The 14,979-nt window shown below is 73.3% G+C and carries 12 protein-coding genes; 5 read left to right on the top strand and 7 right to left on the bottom strand.

Annotation, left to right across the window (positions count from 1 at the left end; genetic code table 11):
* Positions 1–9 precede the first annotated feature (9 nt).
* Positions 10–1,626: a citramalate synthase gene (gene cimA, locus GA0070213_RS16075; protein WP_091063931.1), complete on the bottom strand. Its 1,617-nt coding sequence runs from the start codon at positions 1,624–1,626 to the stop codon at positions 10–12.
* Between the two features lie 283 nt (positions 1,627–1,909).
* Here cimA and GA0070213_RS16070 point away from each other — a divergent pair, with 283 nt between their 5' ends.
* Together GA0070213_RS16070 and GA0070213_RS16065 are read left to right on the top strand one after the other, a co-directional pair.
* Complete coding sequence (locus GA0070213_RS16070) at positions 1,910–2,374, top strand: PRC-barrel domain-containing protein (protein WP_091063928.1); 465 nt, start codon at positions 1,910–1,912, stop codon at positions 2,372–2,374.
* 65 nt (positions 2,375–2,439) lie between these two features.
* A complete protein-coding gene (locus tag GA0070213_RS16065; protein ID WP_425412835.1) occupies positions 2,440–3,171 on the top strand; it encodes a tyrosine-protein phosphatase in 732 nt (243 codons plus the stop codon).
* Between the two features lie 56 nt (positions 3,172–3,227).
* Here GA0070213_RS16065 and GA0070213_RS16060 read toward each other — a convergent pair whose 3' ends face one another.
* Positions 3,228–4,325, bottom strand: a complete 1,098-nt coding sequence (locus GA0070213_RS16060) for a branched-chain amino acid aminotransferase (protein ID WP_091064443.1) — start codon at positions 4,323–4,325, stop codon at positions 3,228–3,230.
* Positions 4,326–4,499: 174 nt separating this feature from the next.
* Positions 4,500–5,531 carry a 3-isopropylmalate dehydrogenase gene (locus GA0070213_RS16055; protein WP_091063924.1) on the bottom strand — a complete coding sequence of 344 codons (1,032 nt, stop codon included), beginning with the start codon at positions 5,529–5,531 and terminating at the stop codon, positions 4,500–4,502.
* Positions 5,532–5,749: 218 nt separating this feature from the next.
* Between GA0070213_RS16055 and GA0070213_RS16050 the strand changes: the two genes are divergently transcribed.
* Together GA0070213_RS16050 and GA0070213_RS16045 are read left to right on the top strand one after the other, a co-directional pair.
* Positions 5,750–6,622: an FAD:protein FMN transferase gene (locus GA0070213_RS16050; RefSeq protein ID WP_091063922.1), complete on the top strand. Its 873-nt coding sequence runs from the start codon at positions 5,750–5,752 to the stop codon at positions 6,620–6,622.
* 334 nt (positions 6,623–6,956) lie between these two features.
* The gene (locus GA0070213_RS16045) at positions 6,957–7,313 is read left to right on the top strand and encodes a hypothetical protein (RefSeq protein ID WP_175441356.1); all 357 of its coding nucleotides are present in this window, start codon (positions 6,957–6,959) and stop codon (positions 7,311–7,313) included.
* Between the two features lie 87 nt (positions 7,314–7,400).
* Here the strand turns inward: GA0070213_RS16045 and serA are convergent, their stop codons facing one another.
* Positions 7,401–8,999: a phosphoglycerate dehydrogenase gene (gene serA, locus GA0070213_RS16040; RefSeq protein ID WP_091063914.1), complete on the bottom strand. Its 1,599-nt coding sequence runs from the start codon at positions 8,997–8,999 to the stop codon at positions 7,401–7,403.
* Between the two features lie 266 nt (positions 9,000–9,265).
* Here serA and GA0070213_RS16035 point away from each other — a divergent pair, with 266 nt between their 5' ends.
* Positions 9,266–11,083: a tetratricopeptide repeat protein gene (locus GA0070213_RS16035; protein ID WP_091063909.1), complete on the top strand. Its 1,818-nt coding sequence runs from the start codon at positions 9,266–9,268 to the stop codon at positions 11,081–11,083.
* 51 nt (positions 11,084–11,134) lie between these two features.
* Here the strand turns inward: GA0070213_RS16035 and ilvC are convergent, their stop codons facing one another.
* The 3 genes from ilvC to GA0070213_RS16020 all read right to left on the bottom strand — a co-directional run bounded on the left by ilvC (position 11,135) and on the right by GA0070213_RS16020 (position 14,875).
* Positions 11,135–12,148 (bottom strand): ketol-acid reductoisomerase, encoded by a 1,014-nt coding sequence (gene ilvC / locus GA0070213_RS16030; RefSeq protein WP_091063905.1) that lies wholly within the window; start codon positions 12,146–12,148, stop codon positions 11,135–11,137.
* Positions 12,149–12,206: 58 nt separating this feature from the next.
* Complete coding sequence (gene ilvN, locus GA0070213_RS16025) at positions 12,207–12,722, bottom strand: acetolactate synthase small subunit (RefSeq protein ID WP_091063901.1); 516 nt, start codon at positions 12,720–12,722, stop codon at positions 12,207–12,209.
* A 230-nt stretch (positions 12,723–12,952) separates the two neighbouring features.
* Entirely contained in the window at positions 12,953–14,875 is a 1,923-nt protein-coding gene (locus GA0070213_RS16020; RefSeq protein WP_091063898.1) for an acetolactate synthase large subunit, read from the bottom strand.
* Positions 14,876–14,979: the final 104 nt, after the last annotated feature.

The following is a 14,979-nucleotide window of genomic DNA, read 5'->3' as shown; positions in this document are numbered from 1 at the left end:
GCCGGGACGTCAGGCGGGGCCCCTTCCGCTACCGGCGGCGTTGAGCGGGGCCCCCGCCTTGTCGAGGCCGTAGGTGAGCGCGTCGACGAGGGCGTGCCAGCTCGCCTCCACCACGTTGGGGTGCACCCCGACCGTGGTCCAGTCCCGGCCGGCGCCGGCGGTCTCCACAAGCACCCGGGTCACCGCGCCGGTGCCGTGACTGCCTTCCAGGATGCGGACCTTGTAGTCGGCCAGCTCGAACTCGCGCAGTTCCGGGTAGTGCCGGGCCAGCCCGACCCGCAGCGCCTCGTCGAGCGCGTTGACCGGGCCGTTGCCTTCGGCGGTGGCGATCACCCGCTCCCCGCGTACCCGGATCTTGACGGTCGCCTCGGAGACCACCGCGCCGTCCTCGCGGTGCTCGACGAGGACCCGGTACGACTCGAGCGCGAACGGCCGGACCGGCGCCGCGTCCGGCAGCTCCGAGCGGACCAGCAGCTCGAACGACGCGTCGGCGGCCTCGAACGACCAGCCGCCGGCCTCCAACTCCTTGACCCGGCCGGTGACCCGGGACAGCGCGTCCGGATGGCCGGCCAGGTCCAGACCCAGCTCGCGGCTCTTGAGCTCGATGCTGGCCCGGCCGGCCATCTCGGTCACCAGGATCCGCATGTCGTTGCCCACCACGGCGGGGTCCACGTGGTTGTAGAGCAACGGGTCGACCTTGATCGCGCTCGCGTGCAGCCCCGCCTTGTGGGCGAAGGAGGCGGCCCCGACGTAGGCCTGGTGGGTGTCGGGGGCGATGTTGGCGATCTCGGCGATGGCGTGCGAGACCCGCACCATCTGTTCCAGGCAGCCCTCCGGTAGGACGGGCATGCCGAGCTTGAGCTGGAGGTTGGCGACGATCGCGAACAGATCCGCGTTGCCGGGGCGCTCGCCGTACCCGTTGGCGGTGCCCTGCACGTGCCGGACGCCGGCCTCGACCGCGGCGAGGGTGTTGGCCACCGCGCAGGCGGTGTCGTTCTGGGCATGCATGCCGAGCCGCTCCGGCGCGATCCCGGTCCGCGCGACCAGGTCCTCGATCGCGGCGGTGACCTGGGACGGCAGCATGCCGCCGTTGGTGTCGCAGAGCACGAACCGCTCGGCGCCGGCGGCCAGCGCGGCCTGCGCCACGGCTGCGGTGTAGCCGGGATCGTGGCGGAAGCCGTCGAACGTGTGCTCCCCGTCGACGAAGACGCGCCTCCCCTGCGCCACCAGGTACGCCACGGTGTCGCGGACCATCGCCAGGTTCTCCTCGGCGGTGGTGCGCAGCGCCCGCTCGACGTGCCGCAGGTCCGCCTTCGCCACCAGCGCCACGGCCGGGGTCCCCGCGTCGAGCAGCCCGCGCACCTGCGGGTCGTCCTCGACCGCCCGACCCGCCTTACGGGTGGCGCCGAACGCGACCAGGACCGCGTGCCGCAGCGTCAGCTCGGTGCGGGCGCGGCGGAAGAACTCGGTGTCCTTGGGCACCGCGCCCGGCCAGCCGCCCTCGATGAAGCCGACCCCGAGGTCGTCGAGCAGGCGGGCCACCGCCAGCTTGTCGACCACCGAGTAGCTGAGCCCTTCGCGCTGCGCGCCGTCGCGCAGCGTCGTGTCGTACACCTGGAAGGTCATCGGAGTCCTCTTCTCGTGCCTGGGGAGAGCAACAAAAAGACCCCCCGCGGATGCGGGAGGTCTGCGCGCTCGGCGAGGGGAAAGGCCGGCGCGCTAGCTGCTAATGATCAGGACGGAGCTGGTCACGACCGGTACTCTGCCACTTCCGCCGCTGGGTGGGAGCCTCAATCCACATTCCGGGACGCCGGTGCGGGATTGAAAAGTCGGCCAACGGGTATGAACCGACGCAGCAACGACACATTCGCTCCCCACGACGGCACCCGCCGGGACAGGAGTCACCCCTATGGACAGGCTGGACCCGCACACCACGCACGGCACCACCGACCCGGTCGCCGACGGCGGCCAGGGCGCCTACGCGGGCGGCGCGCCCGCCGGCGCGTTCGACCCGTGGCGTTACCGCGACGAGGCCGGCGTGGCCAGCGCGGACCTCACCGGCTACAAGGTCGAGGCCACCGACGGCAGCATCGGCAAGATCGACAAGGCGAGCCACGAGGTCGACGACAGCTACCTGGTCGTCGACACCGGCCCGTGGATCTTCGGCAAGAAGGTCATGCTGCCGGCCGGCACCGTCAACCACGTCGACCACGACGCGCAGAAGGTCTTCGTCGACCGGGACAAGGACCAGATCAAGGCGGCCCCGGAGTACGACGAGGCCAACCACACCGACCCGGCCTACCGGGACAAGCTCGGCGGCTACTACGGCGAGAACCACTCCGCGCTGCCGCCGGACGGCCCGGCCCGGATCTGACACCAGCACCGGCCACGGCCGGCGGGGGCACACCGATGCCGCCGCCGGCCGTTACCGTGTCAGCTGTGGACGCCCCGGAGACTCCCTTTCCCGCGTTGTTCAACTTCCGCGACGTCGGCGGCTACCGCGCCCGCGACGGGCGCGCCGTCCGGCGCCGCCGGCTCTACCGCTCCGACTCGCTGCACCGCATCGACGAGACCGACCGGGCGGCGTTCACCGCGCTCGGCATCCGCACGGTGATCGACCTGCGCCGTCCCACCGAGGTGGAACGCGACGGCCGGGTGCCCGCCTACGACGGGTTGACCTACCGGCACATCCACCCGGAGCACGAGGACTGGGCCGCCCGGCAATACTCGTCGTCCGGGGTCAGCCTGGCCCGCTACCTCGCCGACCGCTACGCCGACCTGGCCCGCACCGGCACGGCCGGGCTGGCCGAGGCGGTCGGCCTGATCGCCGACAGCGCCAACGCGCCGGTGGTGGTGCACTGCGTCGCCGGCAAGGACCGCACCGGCATCGTCTGCGCGCTCACGCTGGCCGTGCTCGGCGTGCCGGACGACGACATCGTCGCCGACTACGCGTTGAGCACCGCCGCGTCCGAGCGGTTCAGCGCCTGGGTGCGGGCCACCCTGCCGGACGCCGAGGAGCCCCCGCCGCCGTTCCTGGCCTCCCCCGCCGAGGCGATGGAGCTGTTCCTCGCGGAGTTGCGCGCCGGCCACGGCTCGGTCGAGGGCTACCTGACCCACGCCGGCGTCACCGCCGAACAGCTCGACGCGCTCCGCGCCCACCTGCTCGAATGAGCGGCGCGGCCGGCCCCCTCCTCGACGGACGGGGCCGGCCGCGCCGGTCGAGCCGGTCAGAGGACGCTGGTCACCCAGCCGTGGCGGTCCTCGGCGCGACCGCGCTGGATGTCGACGAGCTTCTGCCGCAGTGCCATCGTGACGGTGCCCGGCTCGCCGCCGCCGATCAGGAACTCGCCGTCCGGGAACTTCACGCCGCCGATCGGGGTGACCACGGCGGCGGTGCCGCAGGCGAACACCTCACGCAGCCGCCCGCTGGCCGCGTCCGACTGCCAGTCGGCGAAGCTGACCGGCTGCTCCCGCACCTCGTGCCCGGCCTCGGCGGCCAGGGTCAGCACCGCGTCGCGGGTGATGCCCGGCAGGATGGTGCCGCCCAGCGGCGGCGTGACCAGCGTGCCGTCGTCGTAGACGAAGAAGACGTTCATGCCGCCCAACTCGTCGACGTACCGTCGCTCCACCGCGTCCAGGAAGACCACCTGGTCGCAGCCGGCCTCGATCGCCTCGGCCTGGGCCGCCAGCGAGGCGGCGTAGTTGCCGCCGCACTTGGCCGCGCCGGTGCCGCCGGGCGCCGCCCGGGTGTAGTCCGGGGAGACCCAGACCGTCACCGGCTTCACCCCACCGGCGAAGTAGGCGCCGGCCGGCGACGCGATGACGCAGTAGAGGTATTCGTTGGCCGGGCGCACCCCGAGGAAGACCTCGCTGGCGAACATGAACGGACGCAGGTAGAGGCTGGCGTCCTCGTGCTCCGGGATCCACTCCCGGTCGATCTCGACCAGCTTGCGCAGCGAGTCCACGAACGTCTCCGGCGGCAGCTCCGGCATGGCCAGCCGCCGGGCGGACGCCACGAACCGGGCCGCGTTGGCCTCCGGGCGGAACATGGTGACCGACCCGTCGCCGGTGCGGTACGCCTTCAGTCCCTCGAAGATCTCCTGCGCGTAGTGCAACACCGCCGCCGCCGGGTCCATCGGGATCGGCGCGCGCGCCTCGACCCGGGCGTCGTACCAGCCCTTGCCCTCGGCGTAGCGGACGGTGACCATGTGGTCGGTGAACACCCGACCGAAGCCCGGGTTCGCCAGCAGGGCGGCCCGGTCGGCGGCGGATACCGGCGCGGGATTCGGACGGATCTCGAAATCGAGCTTGTCACCACCGCTCATCGCGCTGACCTCCCTGCGGTCCCACGGCATGCGAGATCGCACGCCGACGTCACTGGTGCCAGAAACTTACCCCGAACGGTCGTTCAGCGGATAGCTCCGCCCCCGCGCCGGCGGTGGAGCGGGCCCGGGAACGGGTCTGGCGGCCCGTGACCGGGCCAGGGAAGCCGGCCCGGGTCAGGCTACGGCGTGGGCGGCGAGGCGGTCGCCGACCTCCTCGGTGCGCAACGGCGCCCCGGGCGTACGCCCGGCCAGCTCGGCGGCCACGGCGGCGGTGACCCGCGCGGCGGCCTCGGCGTGGCCGAGCTGGTCGAGCAGCAGCGCGGCGGAGAGCACGGCGGCCACCGGGTCGGCGACGCCCTTGCCGGCGATGTCCGGCGCGGAGCCGTGCACCGGCTCGAACATCGACGGGTAGCGCCCCTCCGGGTTGATGCAACCGCTGGCGGCCAGCCCGATGCCACCGGTCACCGCCGCGGCGATGTCGGTGAGGATGTCGCCGAAGAGGTTGTCGGTGACCACGACGTCGTAGCGGGACGGGTTGGTCACCAGGAACATCGCCGCGGCGTCGACGTGCTGGTATTCCGTGGTCACGTCCGGGTGCTCGGCGGCCACCTCGGCGAAGGCCCGGGACCAGAGCGAGCCGGCGTGGGTGAGCACGTTGGTCTTGTGCACCAGCGTCACCTTGCGCCGCTCCCGGCGGGCGGCCCGGGCGAACGCGTCGCGGATCACCCGCTCCACGCCGTGCCGGGTGTTCAGGCTCTCCTCGGTGGCCACCTCGGCCGGGGTGCCCCGGTGCAGGCTGCCGCCGGCGCCCGCGTACAGCCCCTCGGTGCCCTCGCGGACCACCACGAGGTCCACCTCGCCGGGCTTCACCGCGGCCAGCGGGCCGGTCACGCCGGGCCAGAGCCGGGACGGGCGGAGGTTGACGTACTGGTCGAAGGCGAACCGGAGCTTGAGCAGCAGGCCGCGCTCCAGCACACCCGGCGGCACGGTCGGGTCGCCGACCGCCCCGAGCAGGATGGCGTCGTGGCCGGCCAACTCGTCGAGGACGGAGTCGGGCAGCACCTCGCCGGTGCGGTGCCAGCGCGCCGCGCCCAGGTCGTACCCGGTGGCCTCGATCCCGGGCAGCACCGCGTCGAGGACCTTGCGGGCCTGACCCACCACCTCGGGACCGATGCCGTCGCCGGCCACCACCGCGATGCGTGCCACCTGGCGCTCCTCACCTCGTCGTTCTGCGCAACGGTACGTCGCCGTCCCGTCTCCCGGTACGAGTCTTCCAGAATGCGGGAAGCCCGACGCACAGGAGGCTCCCAGCCGGCATTCATGGTGCGGTCATCTCCACTGCCTATGGTCAGGACGACCGGGTCGACGGGGGCCGGGACCGGCATCGCCGCGACGCGGCGGCGGCCAGCGAGGGGGCGGGTGTCATGCGGATCGACCAGCGGCGGACGCACTGGGCGGACGAGCAACCCCGGACCCGCTGGGTCGACCAGTCCGCGTTCCGCCAGCCCCGCCCCGACCTGCGCCTCGGCGCCCGCAGCCACCGGGTGGAACGGGACGGGACCGCCGCCGGGGACCGGATCAGCGTCCGGCACACGGTGAGCACCACCACCGCGGAATACACGCTGCTGCTCAACGCGCCCGACTGGTTCGGCCACCGGGGCGTCGGCGAGGCGCTCCGCGACGCCGTGGCCGAGCTGCGCGCCGTCGACCTCACCTACGGCCCCAACCAGCCGGGCAGCCTGGTGTCGCGACTGCGCCGCGACGAGATCAGCCCCGACTCGTACCCACCGCTGGCCGACCTGGTCGATCGCTGCGCGGCGATGCGGGCGGCGACCGACGGGTGGTTCGACGCGTGGGCGGTGCCGGGCGGCTTCGACCCGGGCGGCCTGCTCGGCGGCTGGGCGGTGGAGCGGGCCGCGGCGCGGTTGCGCGCCGCCGGCATCCACGACTACGCCGTGCTCAGCGGCGCCGACCTGACGGTACGCGGACACGCCGCGCACGGCGGCCCGTGGCGGGTCGCGGTGCACCACCCCACCGAGGCGCGCCGGGCCCCGCTGGTGCTGGAGATGACCGCCGGTGCGGTGGGCACCTCCGGGGTCACCGGGCGGCGTGGGCACGTCGTCGACCCGCACACCGGCGAGCCGACCGACCGGCTGGTGGCCGCCACCGTGGTCGGCCCGGACCTGGCCGTCGCCGACGCCTACGCCACCGCGCTCTACGCCGCCGGCCCGGCCGGCCTGGCCTGGTTCCGCGACGGATCGGACTACCGCGCGCTCTTCGCGCACCGCCGCCGCTGACGCGCGGCGACGTCCCGCTCTCGCATCCGGGGCGTGGGCCGCGATCGGCCCCCGCGGTCTCGGCAACGACCGTGGGGGCCGGTCAGCGACGAATGCGCGTGGCTCGCGCAATCGAGGGGTGCGGGCCGACAGGTCGGACGCCCGACCACGCCACCCGAAGACGGGCCGGGAAATCGACTCAGCCGTGCACCGCACCGGTACGCTAGCGAATCGACGCAACTCGACGCAAGAGTCTCCACAGCGGACCCATCGTCACCGTGTCAACAATCAGCAGGTGAATCCCCGAGGTGGGGCAGAAGTGACGCGGGCCGGCCGGGATGGCACGCTGTCCGCCGTGAGTTTCGATCTGAGCGTGTGGGCCCTGCCGAACGGGGCGACACCGGAGCAGGTGCGGGCGGCGGTGCGGCAGTGCCGCGAGGGGTGGCACGGCGAGCAGCACCCCGACCCCCGGGTGGTCGGCTTCTACCGGGCGATCACGGCGAGCTATCCCGACCGTCCGGCCCGGCCGGACACCCCGTGGGAGGTGGCGCCGCTGCACGCGGCCGCCGACCACGTCGAGATGAACCTGCATCCCACGTGCCCGGACCAGGTCCTGCTGGACATCGAGCGGCTGGCCGGCGAGCACGACCTGATGCTCTTCGACGCGCAGGACGGCTCGGTCTACCCGCCGCCGGCCCGCGTCCGCGCCTGACCGGCGCGGTCACCGCGGTCCCCCGCCCGGCAGCGCACGACGAAGGGCCCGGCCGTGACCGGCCGGGCCCCGATCGTCCTGTCCGGACTACTCGTCGCGCAGGTCGGCCGCGCTGGCCGCGACCGCGCCGATCGAGTCGGCGGCGGAGGTGAGCAGGTCGGCGCCGAGCGCCTGGTCGACGGTGAGCGTCATCAGCGTCTCACCGCCGGCCTCCCGCCGGGCCACCTGCATGGCGGCGATGTTGACACCGGCCTCGCCGAGCAGCGTGCCGACCGTGCCGACCACGCCGGGCCGGTCGACGTAGCGCAGGAAGACCAGGATGCCCTCCGCGCCGATCTCCACGTCGAAGCCGTCCACCTCGGTCAGCTTGAGCACGTCGCGGGCGCCGGTGTGGGCCACCGTGCCGGAGACCCGGACGGTCCGCCCGTCCGGCAGCGCGCCACGCACCGTCACCAGGTTCGGGTGGTCGACGGTCTCGGCCGGCGTGGCCAGGGTGACCTCGACGCCCCGCTCGGCGGCCAGGTGCGGCGCGTTGACGTAGGTGACCTGCTCCTCCACCACGGAGCTGAACAGGCCCTTGGTGGCGGCGAGCTTCAGCACCGACACGTCGTGGCCGGCGATCTCGCCGCGCACCTCGACGGTCACGCTGGCGGCCACCCCACCGGCGAGGGCGGTGAAGGCCCGGCCCAGCTTCTCGGCCAGCGGCAGCAGCGGGCGGACGTCCTCGGCGACGACGCCGCCGGCCTGCACGTTCACCGCGTCCGGCACGAACTCGCCCTGGAGCGCGAGCTTGACGCTCTTCGCCACCGCGAGGCCCGCCTTGTCCTGCGCCTCGTTCGTGGAGGCGCCCAGGTGCGGGGTGGCCACCACGTTGTCGAACGCGAACAGCGGCGACGAGGTGCACGGCTCCTTCGCGTAGACGTCGATGCCGGCGCCGGCGACCCGGCCCTCGGCGATCGCGTCCGCGAGCGCCTGCTCGTCGACCAGGCCGCCCCGGGCGGCGTTGACGATCCGGACGCCCGGCTTGACGACCGCCAGCTCCTTCTCGCCGATCAGGCCCACCGTCTCCGGCGTCTTCGGCAGGTGGATCGAGATGAAGTCGGCCTCCCGCAGCAGCTCCTCCAGGCCGACCAGGCGTACGCCGAGCTGCGCGGCGCGGGCCGGCTGGATGTACGGGTCGTACGCGATCAGCCGGGTGCCGAACGCGGCGATGCGCTGGGCGAACAGCACGCCGATGCGGCCGAGGCCGACCACGCCGACGGTCTTGCCCTGCAGCTCCACCCCGGTGTACTTGGACCGCTTCCACTCGCCGGCCTTCAGCGCGGCACTGGCGCTGGCGGTGTTGCGGGCCACCGCGAGCAGCAGCGCGACGGCCTGCTCCGCCGCGGACACGATGTTGGAGGTGGGAGCGTTGACCACCATGACACCCCGCGCGGTGGCGGCGGGCACCTCGACGTTGTCCAGGCCGACGCCGGCCCGGGCGACCACCTTCAGCCGGGGCGCCGCGGCGATCGCCTCGGCGTCGATCTGGGTGGCGCTGCGTACGATCACCGCGTCGGCCTCGGAGAGGGCGGAGAGCAGAGCCGGGCGGTCGGTGCCGTCCACGTGGCGCACGTCGAAGTCGTGGGCGAGCACCTCGATGGCGGCGGGGGCGAGTTCTTCGGCGATCAGTACGACAGGATTCATCGGTCCTCGTAGACGCTCGGTGTCGGTTCGGCCTGGGGCGTCGGGACGCCGCGCTGCGCCCTGCGCCGATCCGTGCCATGGCCGTCGGGTGCGCCGGGGCACCACACCAAGGATGGTAGGGGGCGGTCCGCCCTCCGGGTCCCGGACTGCCGGGTGAGCGCCCTCACACAGCACGTCGCACGCCCGACATCCGCCGTTCACGTGCGCGGCGACTGGCGACGCCCCCGTACAACGGAACCAGCACCGGCACGGGGAGGGAGCCGCTGATGTCGCTCGTGGTCCGGATCGCGCTGTTACGACCGTTGGCCCGACTCGGCCCGCAGCGCTGGGGGCCAGGGCTGGCCGAGGTCTTGGTCACCCGGTCCCATCAGGTGAGCGGGTTGCCGGGGTCGGACGCCCGGCGCGCCGCGGCGGCCCGGGAGGCGGTGGTGCTCTGCCGGCGACTGGCCGCCGAGCGGCCGGACCAGCACCGGGTCGCCCTGGCCCGGGCCCTGACGGCCCGGGCCGTCGCCCCCGACGGCGCCCCTGCAACCGAGGCGATCGACCAGCTCCGGGAGGCGATCGGGTACGTCGAGGACACCGACGACCGGTCGGCGCTGGTGGTGCTCGCCACCGCTCGCGGACTCCTCGCGCTCAACCTCCACCTGCGCGGGGAGGTGCGGGAGGCGCTCAGGTTGGCGCTGCGGGCCCGATCGACGTGGCGCGCCTGCGGACCGCTGCGCCCGATGGAGCGGATGCGGCTGGCGCGGGCGCTACTGACGATCGGTGACGTCAAGGAGGCGCTGGGCCGGACGGAGGAGGCGAACACCGTCCGACGGGAGGCGCTGGAACTGCACCGGAGCCTCTCCGCCTACCGGCGGCTCCAGTGGACGTCCCTCGCCGTGTCCGCCGCGACGGACCTCGCCCAGGGACTGTCGGTCACCGGGCCGGTGCGCGAAGCCCTCGACCTGATCGAGGGGTCCCGCGTCGACCGGGAGACCTTGGGCCGGTTCCTGCCGGGGCAGGGGCGACCGCTGCTGGCCCGGGCCGTGCTGATCGAGGCGGAGTGCCGGGCGCAGCTGGGCGATCCGGAGGCGGCCGTGCGGCTGGCGGAGCAGGCGGTCGACGACCGGCGGGCGCTGGTGGCGGCCGGAAGGCCCGGCTCCCGCGCCGAACTGGCCCACGGGCTGCTCGTTCTCGGCGACCTGACCGCCCGGGCTGGCCGGCCGGACCAGGCGACCGCTCATCTGACCGAGGCGGCGTCGCTCGCCCGCAACGGCCACGACGATCTCCTGGCCCGGGCACTGCTCGACCTGCTCGACCTGCGGCTCGCGGCCGAGGAGCGGGCGGCGGTCGGCGTCCTGCTGGCCGAGGCCCTTCCGATCTGCCGGGAGCACGTCGAGCGGCTTCCGGAGGTCTGGCGCCCCCGGCTGGCCCGCGCCCTGCTGATCCGCTGCGCGCTGGCCGTGTCCGAACCACCGGCCGACGCGGACTCCCACGGATCGGCGGCGGAGGCGCCGGCCGACGCGGACTCCGGCGCGTCGACGGCGGAGCTGCCGCTCCGGGACGGGACATCGCCGCCGGACGGACCGGCCGGAAACGTTCCGACGGGGTCCGGCACGGAAGGGGGCGGGGTGGCGGACGGGCGGGAGGCAGTCGAGCTGGCCCGGTTGCTGGCCGGCGCGGACCCGGCGTACCGGGGCCTGCTCGGGGGGTGCCTCTTCGCGCTGGCCCTGGCGGTGAACCTGGCCGGTGATCCGCACGGGTCGGCCGAACTGCTGCGCGAGTGCGTGGCCGTCCGCCGGGAGCTGTTCGCCGACGATCCGGTGGCCTACCGGCTGGGGTTGGCCGAGGCGCTGTGCAACCTGGGCAACCGGGTACACGCCCTTGGTCGGCTGGAGGAGGCGGTGGAGATCTACCGGGAGTGCCTCGACCTGCTGCGGGCCGACCCGGCGCGGATCGAGGCGGCGGAGCTGCTCACGCCGCTGCGCAACCTCGGGGGCACGTTGTGGCGGCTCGACCGGAGGGCCGAGGCCGAGCGGGTGCGGGACGAGATCGCCGCCGTCGAGAAGGCGGTCGGTGGCGAGCGCTCTGGCCCGCCCTGACAGCGCGCGGCCCGACGCCGGGGAGAGCGTCGGGCCGCGCGGCGCGCCGGATCAGGCGGTCTCGGTGATCGGGCGGTCCACCCAGCTCATCATGGCCCGCAGCTTCTGCCCGGTCTCCTCGATCGGGTGCGCCGCGCCCTCGGCCCGCCACTTGGCGAAGTTGGGGCGGCCGGCCTCGTCCTCGGCCACCCACTCGCGGGCGAACTCGCCGGACTGGATCTCGCCGAGGATCTTGCGCATCTCCTCCTTGACCCGGGCGTCCACCACGCGGGGGCCACGGGACAGGTCGCCGTACTCGGCGGTGTCGGAGATGCTGTAGCGCATCCGGGCGATGCCGCCCTCGTACATCAGGTCGACGATGAGCTTCAGCTCGTGCAGGCACTCGAAGTAGGCCACCTCGGGGGCGTAACCGGCCTCGGTGAGCACCTCGAAACCGGTCTGCACCAGCGCCGCCGCGCCGCCGCAGAGCACCGCCTGCTCGCCGAAGAGGTCGGTCTCGGTCTCCTCGGTGAACGTGGTCCGGATCGCGCCGGCCCGGGTGCCGCCGATCGCCTTCGCGTACGCCAGGGCGAGGCCGAACGCGTTGCCGCTGGCGTCCTGCTCGACGGCGACCAGGCAGGGCACGCCCTTGCCGTCGACGTACTGGCGGCGGACCAGGTGACCGGGGCCCTTCGGGGCCACCATCGCCACGTCCACCTCGGCCGGCGGCTTGATCAGGCCGTACCGGATGTTGAAGCCGTGCCCGAAGAAGAGCGCCTTGCCCGGCGCCAGGTTCGGCGCGATGGCGTCGGTGTAGAGGGCGCGCTGGGCGGTGTCCGGCGCCAGGATCATGATGACATCGGCCTCGGCCGCCGCCTCCGCCGGGCTGAGCACCCGCAGGCCCTGCTCCTCGGCCTTGGGTCGGCTCTTCGAGCCGGCGGGCAGGCCGATCACCACGTCGACGCCGGAGTCGCGCAGCGACAGCGCGTGCGCGTGACCCTGGCTGCCGTAACCGATCACGGCGACCGTGCGTCCCTGGATCAGGCCCAGGTCGGCGTCGTCGTCGTAGAAAACCTCAACGCTCATTGACTTCCCTTTCCTACGGCGGTGCCCGTCGGCCCGTCGAAAAACTGGTGGGTACGGATCAGGCGGCGCGCAACGCCGGGCCGGCGGTGATGGCGCGGGAGCCCCGGCCGATGGCCACCGTGCCGGACTGGACCATCTCCTTGATGCCGAACGGCTCCAGGTCACGCAGCAGCGCGTCGAGCTTGTCCGGCGTGCCGGTGGCCTCGATGGTCAGCGTGTCCGGTGCGACGTCGACCACCCGGGCGCGGAACAGCCCGACCGTCTCCAGCACCTGGGCGCGGGCGCTGCGGTCCGCCCGGACCTTGACCAGGAGCAGCTCCCGGGCCACCGAGACCTGCGGGTCCAGCTCGACGATCTTGAGTACGTTGACCAGCTTGTTGAGCTGCTTGGTCACCTGCTCCAGCGGCGAGGACTCGGCGTTGACCACGATGGTGATGCGGGAGACGTCGGGGTTCTCGGTCTCGCCCACGGCGAGGCTGTCGATGTTGAAGCCGCGCCGGGAGAACAGCCCGGACACCCGGGCCAGCACGCCCGGCTTGTTCTCCACCAGCACGGACAGCGTGTGCAGCGTCATTGCTGTGCCTTCCTCGTCATGCCCTCATGGCCCTCGCTGCGCTCGGTGCATTCGTTCATGACTGCACCTTCCTCGTCATGCCCTCATGGCCCTCGCTGCGCTCGGTGCATTCGTTCATGACTGCACCTTCCTCGTCATGCCCTCATGGCCCTCGCTGCGCTCGGTGCATTCGTTCATGACTGCACCTTCCTCGTCATGCCCTCATGGCCCTCGCTGCATTCGTTCATGACCTAGATGTCGTCCTCGTCGAACGCGGGGCGGACGCCCCGGGCGAACATGATCTCGTCGTTGCTGGTGCCGGCGGCCACCATCGGCCAGACCATCGCGTCCTTGCCGACCACGAAGTCGATGACCACCGGGGCATCGGTGATCGCCATGGCCGCCTCGATGGTCTTGTCCACGTCCGCGGCGTTCTCGCAGCGCAGCCCGATGCACCCGAGCGCCTCGGCCAGCTTGACGAAGTCGGGGATGCGGTGCTTGTGCGTGCCCAGTTCGGTGTTGGAGTAGCGCTCCCCGTAGAACAGGGTCTGCCACTGCCGGACCATGCCCAGGTTGCCGTTGTTGATCACGGCGACCTTGATCGGGATGCCCTCCAGCGCGCAGGTGGCCAGCTCCTGGTTGGTCATCTGGAAGCAGCCGTCACCGTCCACCGCCCACACCGTGGTGTCCGGCTTGCCGACCTTCGCGCCCATCGCGGCCGGCACGGCGTAACCCATGGTGCCCAGGCCGCCGGAGTTGAGCCAGGTGTTCGGCTTCTCGTACGAGATGAACTGACTGGCCCACATCTGGTGCTGGCCGACGCCGGCCACGTAGATCGCGTCCGGCCCGGCGATCTCGCCCAGCCGCTTGATCACGTGCTGCGGGGAGAGCGTGCCGTCGGACGGCTCCTCGAAGCCGAGCGGGTACCGCGCGCGCAGGTCGTCGAGCTGCGTCCACCAGTCGGCCAGGTCGGCGGCCGGGTGCGCGGCCTGCTCGGCGGTCACCGCCGCGATCAACTCGTCGATCACGTGCCGCGCGTCGCCCACGATCGGGACGTCAGCGTGCCGGTTCTTGCCGATCTCCGCCGGGTCGATGTCGGCGTGCACCACGGTGGCGTCCGGCGCGAACGAGTCCAGCTTGCCGGTCACCCGGTCGTCGAAGCGGGCGCCGAGCGCCACGATCAGGTCGGCCTTCTGCAGACCGTAGACCGCGGCGACGGTGCCGTGCATGCCGGGCATGCCCAGGTGCTGGCGGTGCGAGTCGGGGAACGCGCCGAGCGCCATCAACGTGGTGACCACCGGGATCCCGGTCTGCTCGGCCAGCCGGCGCAGCCCCTCGGTGGCGCCGGCCTTGAGCACGCCGCCGCCGACGTAGAGCACCGGACGGCGGGCCGCGGTCATCAGCCGCGCCGCCTCGCGGATCTGCTTGCCGTGCGGGTGCAGGGTGGGCCGGTAGCCGGGCAGGTCCAGCGTGGGCGGCCAGGCGAAGGTGGCGGGCGCCTGGAGGACGTCCTTGGGGATGTCGACGAGCACCGGGCCGGGCCGGCCGGTCGAGGCCAGGTGGAACGCCTCGGCCAGCACCCGGGGGATCTCGTCGGCGGTCTGCACCAGGAAGTTGTGCTTGGTGATCGGCAGCGTGATGCCCTGGATGTCGGCCTCCTGGAAGGCGTCCGTGCCGATCGACGGCCGGGCCACCTGGCCGGTGATCGCCACCATCGGGACCGAGTCCATGTAGGCGTCGGCGATCGGGGTGACCAGGTTCGTCGCGCCCGGGCCGGACGTGGCGATGCAGACGCCGACCCGTCCGGTGGCCTGCGCGTAGCCGGTGGCCGCGTGCCCCGCGCCCTGCTCGTGGCGGACCAGGATGTGCCGGACCGTGGAGTCGTAGAGCGGGTCGTACGCGGGCAGGATCGCGCCGCCCGGGATGCCGAAGACCACGTCGACGCCGAGCGCCTCGAGCGACCGCACCAGCGAGCCGGCGCCGGAGACCTGCGCGGTGGCGGACTGCCGTACGGGCGTGGCGGTGGTGTCGGCGCCGGCCGGGACGGCCCGGTTGCCGGCCGGGGCGGCGCCCGGGCGGGGGGCGGGAGCGTGGTCGGCGTCGCCGGCCGCGCCGGCGCCCGGGCGGGCCCGCCGGGCGGAGTGGGCGAGGGTCTCTGGCGTGGGTCTCGTCATGGCGGTTCAGGCCTTCGGCTGTGAGTGGGTGACGCGGGCGACGGCAACAAAAAAGCCCACGTGCAGGATGCACGGGGCCAGCGCACTCTCAGGAGGAGAGTGCG

This window comes from Micromonospora humi, from assembly GCF_900090105.1.
Taxonomy (GTDB): domain Bacteria; phylum Actinomycetota; class Actinomycetes; order Mycobacteriales; family Micromonosporaceae; genus Micromonospora; species Micromonospora humi.
The sequence above is the reverse complement of the archived record's forward strand: the minus strand, read 5'-3'. Positions and strand labels throughout refer to the sequence as shown.